The sequence below is a fragment of the Vallitalea okinawensis genome (assembly GCF_002964605.1).
Taxonomy (GTDB): Bacteria; Bacillota; Clostridia; order Lachnospirales; family PQDH01; genus Vallitalea_A; species Vallitalea_A okinawensis.
On sequence record NZ_PQDH01000025.1, the window covers coordinates 16,427 to 34,497 of the forward strand.

The 18,071-nt window shown below is 33.6% G+C and carries 12 protein-coding genes; 4 read left to right on the forward strand and 8 right to left on the reverse strand.

The genetic code is table 11. The annotated features are described in order from the left end of the window. Nucleotides 1-65: 65 nt before the first annotated feature. Entirely contained in the window at nt 66-929 is an 864-nt protein-coding gene (locus C1Y58_RS24790) for an AraC family transcriptional regulator (RefSeq protein ID WP_105619858.1), read from the forward strand. A gap of 58 nt (nt 930-987) precedes the next feature. Here C1Y58_RS24790 and uxaC read toward each other — a convergent pair whose 3' ends face one another. Genes uxaC through C1Y58_RS24805 form a run of 3 tightly spaced genes read right to left on the reverse strand, consistent with a single transcriptional unit; the run spans nt 988 to nt 5,330 of the window. Then, the gene (gene uxaC / locus C1Y58_RS24795) at nt 988-2,391 is read right to left on the reverse strand and encodes a glucuronate isomerase (protein ID WP_105619859.1); all 1,404 of its coding nucleotides are present in this window, start codon (nt 2,389-2,391) and stop codon (nt 988-990) included. Nucleotides 2,392-2,406: 15 nt separating this feature from the next. Further along, a complete protein-coding gene (locus C1Y58_RS24800; protein ID WP_105619860.1) occupies nt 2,407-3,894 on the reverse strand; it encodes a UxaA family hydrolase in 1,488 nt (495 codons plus the stop codon). Further along, nucleotides 3,891-5,330: a tagaturonate reductase gene (locus C1Y58_RS24805; RefSeq protein ID WP_105619861.1), complete on the reverse strand. Its 1,440-nt coding sequence runs from the start codon at nt 5,328-5,330 to the stop codon at nt 3,891-3,893. Before C1Y58_RS24805 ends, C1Y58_RS24800 begins: the two co-directional genes overlap by 4 nt. Before the next feature lie 223 nt (nt 5,331-5,553). On the opposite strand from C1Y58_RS24805, the gene C1Y58_RS24810 reads away from it, so the two are divergent. Continuing rightward, the gene (locus C1Y58_RS24810; protein ID WP_105619862.1) at nt 5,554-5,985 is read left to right on the forward strand and encodes a DUF6144 family protein; all 432 of its coding nucleotides are present in this window, start codon (nt 5,554-5,556) and stop codon (nt 5,983-5,985) included. Nucleotides 5,986-6,101: 116 nt separating this feature from the next. Here the strand turns inward: C1Y58_RS24810 and C1Y58_RS24815 are convergent, their stop codons facing one another. Further along, nucleotides 6,102-6,941 (reverse strand): helix-turn-helix domain-containing protein, encoded by an 840-nt coding sequence (locus C1Y58_RS24815; protein WP_105619863.1) that lies wholly within the window; start codon nt 6,939-6,941, stop codon nt 6,102-6,104. Nucleotides 6,942-7,149: 208 nt separating this feature from the next. Here C1Y58_RS24815 and C1Y58_RS24820 point away from each other — a divergent pair, with 208 nt between their 5' ends. Both C1Y58_RS24820 and C1Y58_RS24825 read left to right on the forward strand, forming a co-directional pair. Then, nucleotides 7,150-9,267 (forward strand): alpha-N-acetylglucosaminidase, encoded by a 2,118-nt coding sequence (locus C1Y58_RS24820; protein ID WP_105619864.1) that lies wholly within the window; start codon nt 7,150-7,152, stop codon nt 9,265-9,267. A 19-nt stretch (nt 9,268-9,286) separates the two neighbouring features. Beyond that, nucleotides 9,287-11,764 (forward strand): glycoside hydrolase domain-containing protein, encoded by a 2,478-nt coding sequence (locus tag C1Y58_RS24825; RefSeq protein WP_105619865.1) that lies wholly within the window; start codon nt 9,287-9,289, stop codon nt 11,762-11,764. Between the two features lie 76 nt (nt 11,765-11,840). On the opposite strand, the gene C1Y58_RS24830 is transcribed toward C1Y58_RS24825, so the two are convergent. The 4 genes from C1Y58_RS24830 to C1Y58_RS24845 all read right to left on the reverse strand — a co-directional run bounded on the left by C1Y58_RS24830 (nt 11,841) and on the right by C1Y58_RS24845 (nt 17,902). Beyond that, nucleotides 11,841-13,457, reverse strand: coding sequence for a type 2 periplasmic-binding domain-containing protein (locus C1Y58_RS24830; protein WP_105619866.1), 1,617 nt, complete (start codon nt 13,455-13,457; stop codon nt 11,841-11,843). Nucleotides 13,458-13,545: 88 nt separating this feature from the next. Next, the gene (locus C1Y58_RS24835) at nt 13,546-14,421 is read right to left on the reverse strand and encodes a carbohydrate ABC transporter permease (protein ID WP_242985470.1); all 876 of its coding nucleotides are present in this window, start codon (nt 14,419-14,421) and stop codon (nt 13,546-13,548) included. Nucleotides 14,422-14,439: 18 nt separating this feature from the next. Then, nucleotides 14,440-15,393, reverse strand: coding sequence for an ABC transporter permease (locus C1Y58_RS24840; RefSeq protein ID WP_242985471.1), 954 nt, complete (start codon nt 15,391-15,393; stop codon nt 14,440-14,442). A 250-nt stretch (nt 15,394-15,643) separates the two neighbouring features. Continuing rightward, nucleotides 15,644-17,902: a helix-turn-helix transcriptional regulator gene (locus C1Y58_RS24845; protein ID WP_105619868.1), complete on the reverse strand. Its 2,259-nt coding sequence runs from the start codon at nt 17,900-17,902 to the stop codon at nt 15,644-15,646. Between the last annotated feature and the right edge of the window lie 169 nt (nt 17,903-18,071).

Here is an 18,071-nt window from a genome sequence, read left to right on the forward strand (position 1 = left end):
TAATGAAAATAATAAATAAGTAAGTATGATCTAAAAAAGAGGATATAAGGAAGGCTTTAGTAAAGATGGAAAAGAAGATATGTATTGATAATAATGAACTTAATCCTTTTATTAGAAAAGTGGGTATACAGGACTCAACGGGTTGGTCAGGATTGCGTAAATTGTATGATTATGAGATGCTTTATTTTATTCGTGGAAAAGGTAGGGTTGAAGTGGCTGAACAACAGTTTCAGCTGTCAACTGGGTCACTCATCTTATTGCCACCCAATACCCCTAATAAATTGTATGTACTGGATAAGGATAGCTATATCATTTGGGTTCATTTTGATTTTATATATTTTTCAGAAGGAAAAGAAATTGATTATGATGATCGCCAATTGATGCAAAAACATCTTATTCGTCCCAAGATTTTTTTAAGTAATGGTACTTCACTCTCCAATCACTTTAAAGTTCATGACCAAGATGCAATGACGTCTAATTTTGAGGAGATCCTGAGAAGCTATCACCAGAAAGATCTCTATTGGCAGATCAAGTGTAAGAGCATCATGCTAGATATTTTTTATCGTTTATTGAAGCAAGTAAATACGAAGGAAACATATTCTAACACTATTTCTAAAGAACGTATTATTCAGGATATGCTGCAGTACATTCATTATCATTATAACTATAAACTTCAATTAGAAGAAATTGCTGATTACGCAGGAGTCAGTGTTAATTATGCCAATACACTTTTTAAAGAAAGGACTAATGAAACTATTATCCAATACCTCAATCATTATCGTCTGAAAAAAGCTATCAAGATTATTGAATCCAGTAATCAACCCATTGGACAAGTAGCAGAGCAAGTGGGGTTTTCTAATCCCCATTATTTCAGTCGAATAATGAAAAAATACACCGGAAAATCTCCTAAAGAATATCGAAACGAATAAATAACCCTATCACTCATTAAAATGATGGGGTTATTTTTACTTGGACAATAAATCTGCATTATAAATTAAAATATCTTTCAGCATTATTATAGCTTATATCTTGTATCATCTTTCCTAACCATGGTAGATCATTTGGATATTCCCCTTCTTCTACCCATGTACCAATCATATTACATAGAATCCTTCTAAAATATTCATGGCGTGTATAGGATAAGAAGCTTCTTGAATCTGTTAGCATACCAACAAATCGGCTTAGTAGTCCTAAGTTAGCTAGTGCAGTCATTTGACGAATCATACCATCTTTTTGGTCATTGAACCACCAACCTGACCCAAACTGTATCTTACCTGCAACGCCTCCACCTTGGAAACAACCAAGAGCTGTTCCAAGAACTTCATTATCCTTAGGGTTAAGACAGTAAAGAATTGTCTTAGGTAATTTATTAGTTCTCTCAAGACTATTTAAGAACTGAAGTAAGGGTCTTGCAATATTACTATCATCAATAGCGTCAAACCCTGTATCTGGACCAAGCAAATCCATCATACGGCTATTATTATTACGAACCGTCCCCATATGTAATTGCATAACCCAATCATATTTGGCATACAGACATCCTAAATAATTCAATACAAAAGTTTTGTATTTTTTAATTTCTGAATTAGAAAGTTCTTCGCCATTCAATGCCTTCATTAATGCAAGATTAACTTCTTCTGTTGACCCTTCTTCATAAACAATAGGATCAAGAGCATGATCAGATAAACGACATCCAACTTCATGGAAATATTGGACCCTTTGTTCTAAAGCTTCTAATAAATCATCTAAACTCATTATTTCTTTATCTGTTATATCACCAAGCTTTTTAATCCAAGATGCAAATTCCACCTTGTCAATATTAATCCCCTTATCAGGTCTAAAAGCTGGTAGAACTTTCACATCATTAAAACTCTTGTCTCCTTGAATGACTTTATGTGAGGCTAAATCATCAATAGGATCGTCAGTGGTGCAAATAACTTTAACATTGGAATTCTTGATTAGTCCTCTTGCTGTAAATCGCTCTTCTTTTAACATGTCATTACATGTGTGATAGATTTCTTTAGCTGTTGCAGGTGTCAGATGACTATCAACACTAAAATAACGCTTAAGCTCTAGATGCGTCCAATGATACAGTGGGTTACCGATGCAATAAGGTATGGTTTCAGCCCATTTCATGAATTTTTCTTCATCACCAGCATCTCCTGTTATAAATCTTTCATCGACACCATTACTTCGCATCGCTCGCCATTTATAGTGATCTCCACCAAGCCACACTTCTGTCATGTTCTTATAACTTTTGTTATTTGCAATTTCCTTGGGATTAAGATGACAGTGATAATCATAAATAGGCATTTCTTTAGCAAAATCGTGAAAGAGTCTTTCAGCTGTTTTATTCTTTAATAGAAAATTCTCATCCATAAATTGTCTCATCAATTCTTCCTCCATCTATAGGGTTACGCCTGTTCTGAATATTGATATTTCTTTAAAATTATTCTTTTCGTGATTGACTAATCGGCCTGAAGCTACATCAATAATGTATTGAACTAACTCTTTTACGGCTTCTTCCATGGTTTGATCATGTATGAGTTCTCCAGCATTAAAATCAATCCAATGAGGCTTTTTATTATAAATTTCCGTATTGGTTGATATTTTGATTGTAGGAATAAATCCTCCAAAAGGTGTTCCTCTTCCTGTTGTAAAGAGAACCATCTGGCACCCCGTAGCTCCTAACGCTGTGGTAGCAACTAAATCATTACCCGGCGCGGATAAAAGATTTAACCCCTTCTTAACAATACGCCCACTGTATTTAAGAACATCTACCACTGTTGCAGATCCACCCTTTTGAACACAACCTAATGATTTATCTTCAAGTGATGAAATGCCACCTTTTTTATTACCTGGTGATGGGTTCTCATAGACCGGTTGATCGTATTTTAAATAGTAGGATTTAAAATCATTAATCAGGCTAACAGTTGCATTAAATATTTCCCCTGATGCAGCACGGTTCATAAGCACAGTTTCTGCTCCAAACATTTCTGGAACCTCTGTCAAAACTGTAGTTCCACCCTGTGCAATGAGAAAGTCTGAAAAAGCACCTACGAGTGGATTAGCTGTTATCCCGGATAAACCATCAGATCCACCACATTTAAGACCTACTTTTAAAACCGATAATGGTACTTCTACTCTTTCATCTTCTTTCATGGCATCATAAAGTTCTTTTAAAAGCTTACTTCCATCTTCAATCTCATCATCTACTTCTTGACTTATAAGAAACTTGACTCTTTCACCATCATAGTCTCCTAATCCTTCTTTAAAACGGTCAATTGTGTTATTCTCACATCCTAATCCAAGGACTAAGACACCTCCAGCATTAGGATGCATGACAAGATCTCTTAAGATATTGGCTGTATCCTCATGGTCTTGGCCTAATTGAGAACATCCAAAAGGATGTTTCCAGACAGAAATATCGTCAATTTCTAGATTCTCTACGCTTTCCTTCAAACGGTTAACCATCAAATCTGCCGTTGCATTAACACATCCTACAGTAGGAATAATCCATAATTCATTACGAATCCCTACATCCCCATTGGAGCGTTTATACCCTTTAAATGTAAGCTCTTCACTGGCTTTAGCCAATTCTTTTAGTGCAGGCTCATAGCTGTACTCAAGGGTACCACTCAAATTAGTTTTGAGGTTGGATGTATGTACATGCGCTCCAGGTAAAACTCTTTGTGTAGCTCTTCCAATTGCATAACCATACTTGATTATGTTCTCACCTTCTGGAATGATTTCAATGGCCACTTTATGACCTTTAGCAACATCCATTTTCAACGTGATATCTAAGTCTTCATCTTTTAGCTGTGTGCCCTCTTTTAAATCCTTAAGAGCTACAATAACGTTATCTTTTTCATGGATACGAATGAATTCTTTCATCCTAAAACCTCTTTAAGTCCAGCATCCATTCCTTTTTGATCGATTAATTCTAGATAGCCTACTACTTGATCAGTCATACCTTCTACTTGGTTTAAATCATGCCCCCATAAATCTTCTAGTTCAAGTACTCTAGATACAATATCTTTGTAATCAACTTGCTCTTGATTCCATAATTCTTGATAAAGATCAAGTAATGTAGGGTCATCTTTAAGATTTATGGTTTCACCATTATACTCACCTTTATATAATCGTATTAATGCAGCTAAAGCGAAGGTTAATTTATGAGGCAGTTCTCCATTCAGCTCTTTGTATTTTAGAACTGATGGTAGTACGCGGGTACGGTATTTTGAATTGGAGTTAAGTGCAATACTAATGAGATAATGCTTAATATAAGGGTTTCTAAAACGATCCATAACATCAGCAGCAAAACTCTCTAACTCTTCTTTCGATAATGATAATGTTGGGATAATCTCGTTGAATACAGCTTCTTTAACAAATTGCCCCATCACATCATCTTCAACAGATTCACGCACTGTTCTTAGGCCGTATAAATATGATACTGGTACCATGGAGGTATGGGCTCCGTTTAAAATACGTACTTTTCTTGTACGATAAGGTGTCATATCCTCAACAAATAGTACATTGAGACCTAATTCTCTTGCTGGGAATTCTTTTTCTACCCAAGCTGGAGCTTCAATAACCCAAAGGTGGAATTGCTCACCTTCAACTACTAATTGGTCATCATAACCAAGCTCTTTAGTGATAGCTTCCATTCGATCCCTAGGGTATCCTGGCACAATACGATCTACAAGTGTATTACAGAACACATTAGCTTTGTTGATCCAATTTTTAAAGCCTTCATCAAGTCCCCATTGATCTGCTAACTTATTAACGATGTCTTTTAATTTATCACCATTACGATCTATCAATTCACAAGGTATAATGATCATGCCTTTGTCTTTATCGCCTTCAAAAGTTTCATATCTTTCATAAAGCCATCTTGTTAATTTAGCTGGATAGGACTTTTGAGGTTTTGCATCAAACTTATCATTCTCTTCAAAATAAATTCCTGCTTCTGTGGTATTGGATATGATAAATCGCATGTCAGGATTCTTGGCTGTCTCTAAATAATCATTAAAGCTACTATAAGGATTAATCCCTCTGCTAATGGATTGAATAACTTCGTATTCACTAATCGCTTCACCATTCTTGATACCTTGTAGATAAAGGGTATATAGTCCATCTTGTTCATTGAGCTTATCTACCAAACCGTTCTCAATAGGTTGCACTACAACCACTGAACTATCAAAGTTTACTTCTTTGTTCATCTTGTGGATCATCCAGTCAGCGAATGCTCGTAAAAAGTTACCTTCCCCAAATTGGAGAACTCGTTCTGTATATTGATTTCTTTCAAAGGTCTTTGCTGATAATTGCATCATTATGCCTCCTCTTATAATCACTAATATAGTTTTATTCTATTATCTCCTGAAAACAATTTCAGCGCATATTTTGTTTTATAAATGAATATATTATGCATCTTTTGCTTTTTGCATAAGGTATAAGGATTTAAGTGATATCTTTTTCCAAATTCATATATTATGACATACTATTGTCATATTTATTTTTGTATAATGAGTTAAAACTCAAGGAGTGAGATAAATGGAACATTTACAGCATTGGATTAATAATTTAATGAATTCACTTGAATCTGAAACTGAAAAAGAACTAAGTAATAAGATCATTGAAAATTGTGGCAGAGTATGTGCCAAAGAATGTGGTGCTACCAATGAAGTCAAAAAAATCATTACGAGTCTAAATGATCATAATGATATTGATATCATTCTTGAAAGAATGAATCTGGCTGGAATAGGTGGAGGCAAGTTACATAGAATAGATAATCATATATATGGTATATACGAAACATGTTATTGTCCTTCTAGAAATCTTATTAATAATACAAGCTTCTGCAATTGTACAAAAGGGTGGCTAAAAGAAGTTTTTGAAGACATATTAGGAAAAACTATAGATGTGAAGCTTGAACAAACTATTGCTCAAGGAGATTCTATGTGTAAATTCCAAATCAGCTATTAAATTTTTTCTCTATTTGCAATAAAAGCACCTTAGATTTAAAGCAAAATCTAAGGTGCTTAACTTAAGTTTTGATAGTAGGGCTACTCAATTAAATAATTATGTTGATACAGTCCCTATTAATACTTATACAGACGTCTAAATAAAGACGGCGACAAACCAGTATCTTTTTTAAATTTCTTTGAAAAATAATAAATATCTTTAAAACCAAGCTGGTAAGTAATATCTGATATATTTAATTCTGTTGACAGAAGTAAATCTTTTGCTTTTCTTAATCGAATATCGTTGATATATTTTTTAGGAGATACTCCAAGGCTTTTTTTAAAAATAGTCACAAAATAATTGGGATGTAGATGTATTAAGTCAGCTAATTCATTATTGGTCACATGACGATTCAAATTATTCTCTATATAGTCAAGAACAATAGATAGCTTATTAGCTGAATGGGAAGGTGTTTTGAAAGTTATTGATGTACACTTATCAAGATAATACTGCATGATTTCGTATAATAATGCTTTTGATTTAACTATATTGCTTATATTTTTATAATTATTACACGCTATCATTTTAATAAATAATTGCTGAATAGTATTCTTTTCTTCATCTAACTCTAAACAGTAAGGTATTTCTATCACATCTATTAACCGAAGATTTTCATGTCCACTAATCAATGAAGAAAAATGGCAGTAATAATGATCCAGATTTTCTTGACTTATTATGTTGAAAGTTTGTTTAGTATGGGCTGGTATAAATAGTAAACTGTTCTTCTTTGGATATAATTCCTCTCCATCAATGTTGAGATAAATTTCACCTTCGTTGATGAGATAGATTTTATCAAGAATAGGTGTAAAATCTTCTGCTCCCCAACCTTTTCCGACAGTACTCCGATTAGCATACTCAACATTAATTGATAAATTACTTATATAATTATCCAATATATATTGTTCCATTCGATCCATAACATAACCTCATTACTAATGACATGCTTTATCGCAATTTGAATATAATTCATTTTATCATAATTTATACCTCAGTTATAGGACCATTACGTAATAATATCTTAGAAAAGTACAAATAAACCTTCAATACAACCATTTTTATTACAAGCTAATTATGATTAAATGAAGACAGCATGATCAGGAAAAAAGTTAGGAGGCTAAAACTCTGATGAAAAAAAATCTACTGGAGCATGAAAAATCAGGATATGAATTAATTAAACGCATATTACCAGATGATTATCAGAATTTCAAAATAGAAATAATAGGTAATACAGAACATGATGTATTTGAAATTGTGACTGTTAATGAAAAAATTCTACTACGAGGTAATAATGCTGTTAGTATTGGTTCAGCACTACATTGGTATTTGAAGTTTTACTGCAATTGTCATATATCATGGTGTGGTAATAGGTTAGAACTACCAAAACCACTTCCCCTACCTAGTACTAAAATTAGAAAGCAAACACCTAATAAATATCGATATTATCTAAATTACTGTACGTTTAACTATTCAATGGCATGGTGGGATTGGGATCGATGGGAAAAAGAAATTGATTGGATGGCGCTAAACGGTATTAATATGCCATTATCTATAATTGGTCATGAATATTTGTGGATTAAAGTAGGGCAGAAATTGGGCATTTCAAAAGAAAAGATGAAGGAATTCTTAACAGGTCCAGCTTTTTTTGCTTGGAACTTCATGGGTAATGTTGATGGCATTGGAGGACCATTGCCAGATTCTTGGATAGAAGAACATTATGAACTTCAAAAGAAAATATTAAAAAGACAACGTGAACTTGGAATGATGCCTGTATTACCAGGTTTTTACGGTCACATACCTCAGGCTCTAGGTGATAAACATCCATCAGCAATGATTACTCAATTAGAAAGCTGGTATGGAGTAGCAGGTGTCTATTTTCTTGATCCACAAGATAAGTTATTTGATGAAATAGCAGATATTTTTTATTCGGAACAGAAGAAACTCTATGGATCAGATCACCTCTACTCCATGGATTTATTCCATGAAGGAAGTTCACCGAATGCTTCTGAAGAATATATGCAAGAGGCAGCATTAAATGTCTATAAAAAAATGATTGATCATGATAAAGAAGGGGTTTGGGTCATGCAAAGTTGGTCCATGCAAGAATGTATGGTTAAAGTTTTACCCTCACAACATTTAATGCTATTGGACCTTTATGGAGAACATGATCCAAAGTGGGAAAAAACAGAAGCTTTTTATGGTAAGCCATGGTTATGGTGTTTGCTGCATAACTTTGGAGGTATTAATGGACTAACTGGTAATCTGAAAAATGTTTACAATGAACTTCATAAAGCCTATACAAGCGACCACAACGGGGATATGGTTGGTGTTGGGTTTGCTCCTGAAGCCATCGAAGAAAATCCAGTGTTTTATGATTTAGTTTCTCAGATGATATGGGATTATGATGAAGAGATTAATATGGATGAATGGATAAAAAACTATTTATTACGTCGTTATGGTAAAGAGAATGATAAAGCTATGAAAGCCTGGGAGTACTTATTAGATTCTGTATATTCAGGTGTTAATAGTTTTGGATGTACAGATTCCATTATTTGTGCTAGACCTGCTTTTGAGATTGAAAAGGTAGTTAATAGTAAAGTGAAACCCTATTTTGATTTACGTACACTCTTTAATGCTTGGGAACAACTTATCAACGCAGCAGATCATCTCAATGGAGTTGAACCATTTGAATATGATTTGACCGATGTTGGTAGAGAAGTATTAGCTATGTACGCCAGACCTATATACCTCCAAATGATAACTGCATACAAAAATCGTAATAAGAATATCTTCATAGAACACTGGAAAGTTCTTAAGGAGTTAATCTTGGATTTAGATCAACTTGTTGGTACTCAGAAACTATTTACAACTAAGAAATGGCTAGAAGATGCCAAGTCATGGGCACACAATGATGATGAGGCCAAACTTTATGAATACAACGCCAGAATGCAAATAACGCAATGGTGGCCAGACGTTTCTTTTCATGATTATGCTCATAAACACTGGTCAGGACTATTAAAAGAATTTTATTTAAAAAGATGGAAAATCTTTGTTAACTACTTGCATGAATCCCTGACTAGCAATCAAGAAATGGATTATCCTCAATATGAACAAGACGTTTTGCAATTTGAAAATACTTGGATAGAAAGTTGTGAGCCTATCAAAGAATCAACACACTCCGATACCATTTCTCTATCTAGAAAGCTGTACTCAAAATATAAATCTATACTTAAAAATTATAATTAAATGAGGTGGAGGTTTCACTATGTCAAATAAGCCATATTATATATTTGTTGAAGATCGCTTTAATCCTATTAAAGCTAAAACTACTGAAGTAGAAAAACGAAAGAACCATACATCTTTAATCGGTGAAGCTAGACCTGGTGAGTATTATACTTTTCAAATAAGTATTTACTCTCCGGACAACGATCTTGAGAACATTGATGCTCGACTATTAGATCTTTCTTCCCAACAGTATCATATACCTTCACAGTTAATGTCCTGCTTTAATTTAGAAGGCTTTGATACTAATGGTGATTACTTCAAGAAGGAGATCTCCATAGAAAAAGGTAGACAACAAGTCCTTTGGTTTGGTATCCAAATTCCTCTTGAGGCTTCTAATGGTGCATATAAAGGTACCTTACAATTACTCTCTAATGCCCAACTTATCGATACAATCCACCTTAACATCAACATAGACGGTGAACCTGTAGAAGACTTTGGAGATAGTGAACTGTGGAAACACTCTAGGCTCAGATGGCTTAATTCTACTACAGCCATCGATAGCAGTATTACAAAACCATTTACTCCAATAGGTGTTAATGATGATCAATTGAATATACTTGGTAGAAGAATCATATTGAATACAGAAGGCTTCCCTCAATCAATAAAGAGTTTTTTCTCTGAGACCATGAATGAAATGACTGATGATAGTACTGATATCCTAAATGGTCCCATTAAGTTTAACGTGAAATTGGAAGATGAAACTTTGACTTTTAATGAGCACGGCTATAATTTTATAACAGAACAAGATTCAAAAGTCGAGTGGGTATCAACTAAGATCCATGAGCTTTTAGAATTAAGATGTAATAGTTCTCTAGAATATGATGGTTTTATGAGATATGAAATTAAGGTAACGGCTAAAGAAGATGCCTCTATACAGGATATTGTCATGGAAATTCCATTCACTAAGTACAGCTCTCGATATGCTATGGGATTAGGTTTAAAGGGAGGTCATGCACCTGATGAATTAGAATGGAAATGGAATAAAAATCATCAAGATGCCTTATGGTTAGGAAATGTTAATGCAGGTTTGCAATGTAAGTTTAAAGATGAAAATTATGATCGCCCCTTTGTTAATGTTTATTATAATCAGAGACCATTAGCCAAACCAGTCAGTTGGGCGAATGATGGTAGAGGTGGTATCCATCTAAAGAAAGATGAAACTGGATCAATACTTCGAGCTTACAGTGGTTGTCGTGATATGAAAATAGGAGAAACATTAACCTTTGTTATGGAGTTTTTGATAACTCCATTTAAACTCATTGATTATAAAAAGCATTGGGCAACCCGCTATGATCACCCACATGAAAATGCAACTACTGATAAGGATTGGATTAATCAAGCTGTTAAAAATGGTGCCAATTATACTAATATACATCATGGACATGAAATGCACCCTTTTATCAATTATCCCTTTATAGAGGTGGAATCACTCAAGGCTTTTATTCATGATGCCCATTCGAAGGACCTTAATGTAAAACTCTATTATACTCTAAGAGAACTGACCAACCATATCAGAGAGTTATGGGCTTTTTATAGCCTCAACGGTGAAATTTTCCCTAAACCAAATGATAATGCCATTGAATCTTGGCAGAATAGAAAAAATCCTTGGATAGAAGATAACTTCGGTAATGAAGTCATACCAGCATGGCAGCATGTTTTTAATCATGGCAAATATAAAGGAGAGATTTGCGCCTCCATTCTAGTAAATCCTTCTTCAAGACTCAATAATTATTATATTGAGGGATTAAAATGGTTAGTTGATAACTTAGATATCAATGGTCTATATATTGATGATGTTGCTTATGATCGCCATACTATGCGAAGAGTCAGAAAAATATTAGATACAAAACCTGATAGTCTAATAGACATGCATTCATGGAACCATATGAATAGCAGAGCTGGGTTCATCAACTGTGCATTGCTCTATATGGAGCTATTCCCATACATTGATAGTTTATGGTTTGGAGAAAGATTTGATTATGATGAATCACCTGATTATTGGTTGACTGAAATATGCGGTATCCCCTATGGATTAATGGGGCAGATGCTTCAAGATGATGGAAACCCCTATAGAGGCATGGTATACGGCATGACAAATAGATGTGGATGGGGTAAAAGAAACCCAATACCTATTTATAATTTATGGGATGGATTTGGTATTGATGGTTCAAAAATGTACGGTTATTGGGTATCCGATTGTCCAGTCAAAACCAATCACAAAGATATATTAGCAACAGCTTATGTTAAAGAAGATCAAGTACTGGTTGCGTTAGCAAGTTGGGCTGATAAGAAGACAATATGTCAACTCGAACCTGATTGGCATTCCCTTGGACTAGTTCAAGATAAAGTTACAATTACAGCTCCTGCTATTGATGGAATGCAAGAAAAAAAAGTGTTTAAGAATGGTGATCCTCTTTCTATAGCTCCTGGTAAAGGAATGTTACTCCTGATAAAATAACAAGAATAAGGTAGTTGACTAAATCAACTACCTTATTCTTGTTTATACATATAATTTATTATGGGTAATTGGGATACTAATTTTGATTTGCCATCCACTCTCTTTGAATGGCATCTTGAACTTCCTGTCCACCGTTTTCTAAGAAGATTGGTATAAATTCATCATAATATTCAATAGGTTGTTCACCTGTGATAATGGCAATAACCGCTTCTTCACCCATTCTTCTCAAGTCAGACTTATACTGGCTGTATTCTTCAGTTGGTGATACTAAAACTTTATTATACGGATTCTTAGGAGATACTAAATCACCAAAGGCATACTTATCAGCATAAAGATCTAATTCATATTTAGGATCTGTTAATTCAAAAACGATCCCCTCTTCCGTAGGCGCAAAACCATCAAGTAAGGTTTGCGCTTTACCATTTTCATCGTATTCAAATGTTAAACCTTCAATACCATGATGTATCAATTCAAACATTTCGGGGTCCTCATCGTTACCAACAAAGCTTTGCTCCCACATTTGTAGTATTTTCTCTACTTTTCTTGGATCTTCAGTACATTTTGTAGTGAATAATAATGCATTATTAAGGTACCCTGAAGTACTTGTTCCTGAAAGACCCTCTGGTCCTACTGGAGGAGTACCAAAGACATATTCACCATCTGGATTATTAACACCAAAAGTTACGACATTCTCTGCATCTTCATCATCATTCTCTGGATCATCCCACCAATGATAAAAGAAAGATCTTGACGTTAAACCTATTCTTGAATTTTGGAATGCTTCTGAAACAGCCCAATAACCTGATGTATCTTCACTAGTAACAAATTCTGGATCAATAATTTCTTTCTCATACCAATCTGCCATGGTCGCTAATGCTTCTCTCATACCAGGTTGAGTAATTGAAAATACAGGTAACTCTTCTTCATTAAGCATGATTCCAGTACCAGCATATTTGGGTTTACTCATATTTCCGATACCAAAAGCACCGTAAATCATACATTGAGCATAATCTGACATACCATAAGTATCCTTCTCACCATTTTGGTCTGGATCATTATGTCTGAATTTATAAAGAGCATCTTCAAATTCTTCTAATGTCTCTGGAACCTTATCGTAACCTATATTATCAAGCCAATCTTTTCTCCATACAACGACTTGACCATATGTACCATTGAGACTCATCATAGGCATACCGTAGTTAACACCCTTATACTTTGCAGCTTGCCATACAGCACCATCAGGTGAGTATTCATTATACGTTGCCGTTAATGTTGGACATGTATCAAAAATGGTTTCAAGAGGTAATTCACCTAATATACCTTGCTTTTGATAATTTGGAATGTCCTTTATATTCACCTTAAAAACATCTGGCATATCACCTGCTGCTAAACGGATGCTAAATGCTTCATCAAAGTTCTCTTGAGGCATTTGCCAAATATCAAAATCAACATTTAGTTTTTCTTCTAGCCTTAGTATTGTAGGAGCATCTTGCTTGGGTTGTGCATTAGCATTATACCCCATCCATTCAATAACAATTGGCTCTTCTTCCTTTTCAGCTACAGCTGAATCACCATCTTTTTTTTCTGATTGCTGATTGTCTTTTGTATTAACTTGTTCATCATTATCACTACACCCAGCTAATGATGTAAACAATAACACTACCAACATCATAGATATAACTCGTTTTAACATAATAAACCTCCTTAATTATTGACTCGTTTATCCTCTTGTCTAATTATATATTAAGATAGTAGTGATTTACTATCCCAATAACTATTTCTTATCCCTTAAGGGAACCAACCATTACCCCTTTAACAAAATATTTTTGTATAAAGGGATACACGCAAATTATTGGAAGCGTGGCTACAACTAAGGCAGCCATTTTCATAGTCTCTGAATTAACTGCCGCTGCCTCAGCCAATGTTTCTCCTACTTCATCTACTTGCCCTTCACTTAAGATTAATCGTAAAACATATTGCAATACTTGTTTATCTCTATCTTGAATATAGATCATGCTATGGAACCAACTATTCCAATGATGTACACCATACCATAAGGATACTGTAGCTATAATGGGTTTTGACAAAGGTAGTATGATCTTAAATAGTATCGTGTAGTCATGAGCTCCATCGATCCTAGCAGATTCTTCTAAGCTTTCTGGTAAGCTCATAAAATAATTCCTCATTATAATCATGTTATAGGCACTGATTAAACCAGGCAAAATTAATGCAGTCAAGCTGTTAAGCATACCTAAATTTTTAACCAGCATATAAGAAGGAATAAGACCTCCTGAAAAGTACATCGTAAAAACAATCAAACCCGTCCACATGTTTCTGTAGGGTAAGTATCTTTTAGATAATGGATAAGCTCCTAATACTGAGAATAAGACATTCAATATTGTGCCTACAACTGTAACAAAAATCGTATTCATGTAACCTGACCATATTAACTCATCTGAAAATACCTTTTTGTATCCCTCCAAAGTTATTTCTGTTGGAAACAGTTTTAAGCCATAACTATTGATAACATGAGTAGGACTGAAAGAAATCGTAATTACCTGCATAAAAGGTATAATAATTGTTATGGACAAAATAATTAAAAATAAATAGCAAAATAAGTCTACTAGTAAATCATCTTTTGATCTTTTATATAGCAAATCATCATCTCCCTTCTTCTACCATAATGCGTATTCTGTAGTTCGTTTAGCAATATAGTTCGTTATAAGTACCATTGAGAAGGAGATAACATTTTTGAATAACCCTACTGCTGTTGCATAACTATATTGCATATTTTTCAAACCCTGTTCATATGTATAAGTCTCAATTACATCTCCAACCCTTAATACTCTTGGATTAAGGAAGTTATAGATTTGTTGAAAATTATCATCAATTATTTTACCGCTAGAAAAGATCAACATAATGACGATAACTGGAACAATGGCCGGAATGGTGATGTTCCATATTTTTCTCAAACGACTGGCACCATCAATTTCTGCCACTTCATATAACTGAGGATCGATTCCACTAATGGCTGCTAAATAGATAATAGACCCCCATCCAATCCCTTTCCATACACTTGTTCCAACTAAGATGGTTCTAAACCAAGCTGGCTCAGTAACGAAGTAAATTGGCTCAAAGCCTAAAGAGGTTATGATGAAATTAACAAAGCCTCTTGATGGTGATAAAAATTCAATAAATACTCCTGCTACTATAACCCAGGATAGAAAGTGAGGTAAATAGGATATGGTTTGAGTTATCTTTTTAAATTTCTTATTACGAATTTCGTTTAGAATGATAGCAAGAATAATGGGTGCTGGAAACCCCCAAAACATACCATATAAACTAATGAGAATAGTATTTTTTAAAACTGGCATAAAGTATAATCCATTGAAAAGAGTATCGAAATGTTTTAATCCTACCCATTCGCTTGCTGCTAATCCTTTCACAGGGTAATAATCTTTAAAAGCCATTATAATGCCGTACATTGGACCATATTTGAATATGAAAAAATATAAAATGACTGGTATTAACATGGATAGAAGCATCCGGTGCTTATACATTAATTTAAGCGTAGGATGTTCTTTCTTTATTAAGCTCTTTTTATTTCTGGCTTGTTTTATATTAGCCATTTGATTCATCACCTTAACCTTTCTAGAAAATCACTGTACAGTTTCAAGATAAGCACAGTTTTAAAGTACCACAAAAGTATCAATCGGGGTAGATAGTAGTTTTTGATAACTATCAATTATTTGATTAGCCCAGTGTTTTCAAGGCATTAAGGTATTATAATTTTTGTATTTATCAATGATTTGCTGTCTACTTATTGCAATCAAAAAAGCAGTGTTTCAGTCATCATGAATGAAACGCTGCTTTGAATACTTAATCTTTTTTACTCATCTTTATTTGATATTGTTTTGGTGTCATCCCATATGCTTGTTTAAAGAGCCTGATAAAATAGTGGGTGGAGCTATAACCTAATTTCTTGGAGATATCCCCCATAGTATATTCACCACCTGTAACTAAATCAATGGCCCTTTCTAACTTAACTTCTTTGACGTAAGTTGAAAAGGTTTTTCCCGTCATCTGTTTAAATGTTCTACTCAAAGTATCGTATCGCATATGAAGCTGGTCTGCCACCAAATCTAAGGAAATATCATTATAAATATTGTTATCAACAATATTCTTAATATCCCTAAGTAATACTTCTGCCTCATCAGCTTTTTGTTCTTTAATCTTCTGAAATAGAAACTCAATGACTTCATTTAGCCATGTACTATAAGTCATAATTGACTCCATGTGCTTGTAATACTCTCTTAAATCATAACCAAATAGCTGATCTGTGTTCAATCCTATTTCATTAAAGCTTCGTCGAATGGATGAAGCTACATCTTGTAAAGTATTCATACAATATTCAATGCTATAATTACCTACTATCAGAGATTCTATAAGCCCATTAATCGTTAGGAGGATAGAAGCATGATTAGATGAACGGATATAATCCTCCATTTTCTTAATAACTTGATGACTACTCCCGCTGGTTTTATATTGGTCAAATTCCTCATTTGTATAAACAATCATATGTTGACTTGGTTTAATAAAAGAATACTTCAAAGCTTCGTTAGCCGAATGATAAGATTCTTTTATCTTACCATCAAGAAGAGGATAGAATTTTCCGATTGCTATAACAAAATTTTCTTGTTTGATACAGGAACTCATAACTCGTTGTATGTATGAATAAATATCTTTTATTTCATAACTTTCATCATAATTAACTATTGCTGATATTCTATTATCTTCAACTATCGAATAAATATTGAACTTGTTCTGTGTTTGAAATCTTTCTAATAATGTATACTCCAAAGCTAATAATTTATTATACTCTTCATTCCAGGTTATTTTGATAATAAAGGTAAGTACATGAGTTTTATTTAATTCAATTCCTGCTTCTTTGTATGAATGTTTTGATTTTACATCAATTCCTCCCCGTAGCATTCGATGTATGGTGCTGTGGAAAATGGCTGGTTGATTAACCTCAATTTTATGATGTAGATCTTCCATTTCATCGACTAAATAAGTAAGCTTATTCGTAAGCAAACTATATTCATCCTTCTCCTCTTGCTCTTCTTTTTTATAAGGTATGTTTCTAATGACACTAAAAACCTTTTCCATAGGGCTGTAAAGTTTGTTGTTAGCAACGATAACAAAACCCATACCAAAAATAACAAAAAAAGCTGGTACAAGTAAAGATAAATACATGTAAGCCGAAAGGGCGTAAAATCCTTCTACTGGTATCAGTGATACATAGTACCAACTCGTATATTGGGACTTTACTTTTGCTACAATGTATTTGTTATTATCTTTTTCATAAATGAATTGGGATTCATCTAACTCATGACTATCTGCATCATTAAGTACATTAATAATAAGTTGGTTGTATTCTAAATCCTCGCTAGTACTTGTTATCAATTGTCCTTCTTGATCAACGACACCTAATATTTTTGTTTTATCTTCTGATTTCAAACTTGTCAGCAATTTCTTCAACGCCAGCGAATCCACATGTATGGCAATCATTGTTTCATAATATTCATATGCTAATGGTAGTTTATAGATATAAGTAATTACTTCAGTATTCAAAAAAGTATTATGGTTGGTTGGTATAAATAATGCCCTTCTATTTGTATCTTTATACCTTTGGAACCAATACGGAATGTCTTCCTTTCGCGTAGCTGGATCTACTAAATTCTTAATTGTTCCATTAATAAATAATAATTGATTAAGCTCATAATAAATATCTAAACCAATGATATAATCGTTCAACTGGATGATTCCATTAACTTTTTTATTGACATTCAACACATCTAACCCATGACTCTCCATCTCTTTTACCATAGGTTTCCTTAATGCTTCATTATGCTCATTATCAGAAAAATATAAATTAGGTAAACTGAGGATTGGCTCTAGAACTCGATTGTCAACGACAGATCCAATTTGTTTCGTGATTTGTAAATTATTCTTTTCAATATGCCTTTTATATTCCTTAACTGAAAAATAATAAACTAATCCATAAACAATTGAAATAAAACAAAATATGATAATTGTATTAGTTACAATAAGTTTATGTTTATACTTTCCCTTCACTTATATCACTCCCCCCCCTAAAAAAGTTCCAACTTTATCGTACATGATTAGACAAAAATTTTCAAATTTAGTGGTAGCTTCGTACTTATATTATCATTATATAAGATGACGTTAAAGTAATGGAATGATATTAACGTATAATGACATGATACAAACCCCTAATAAATTT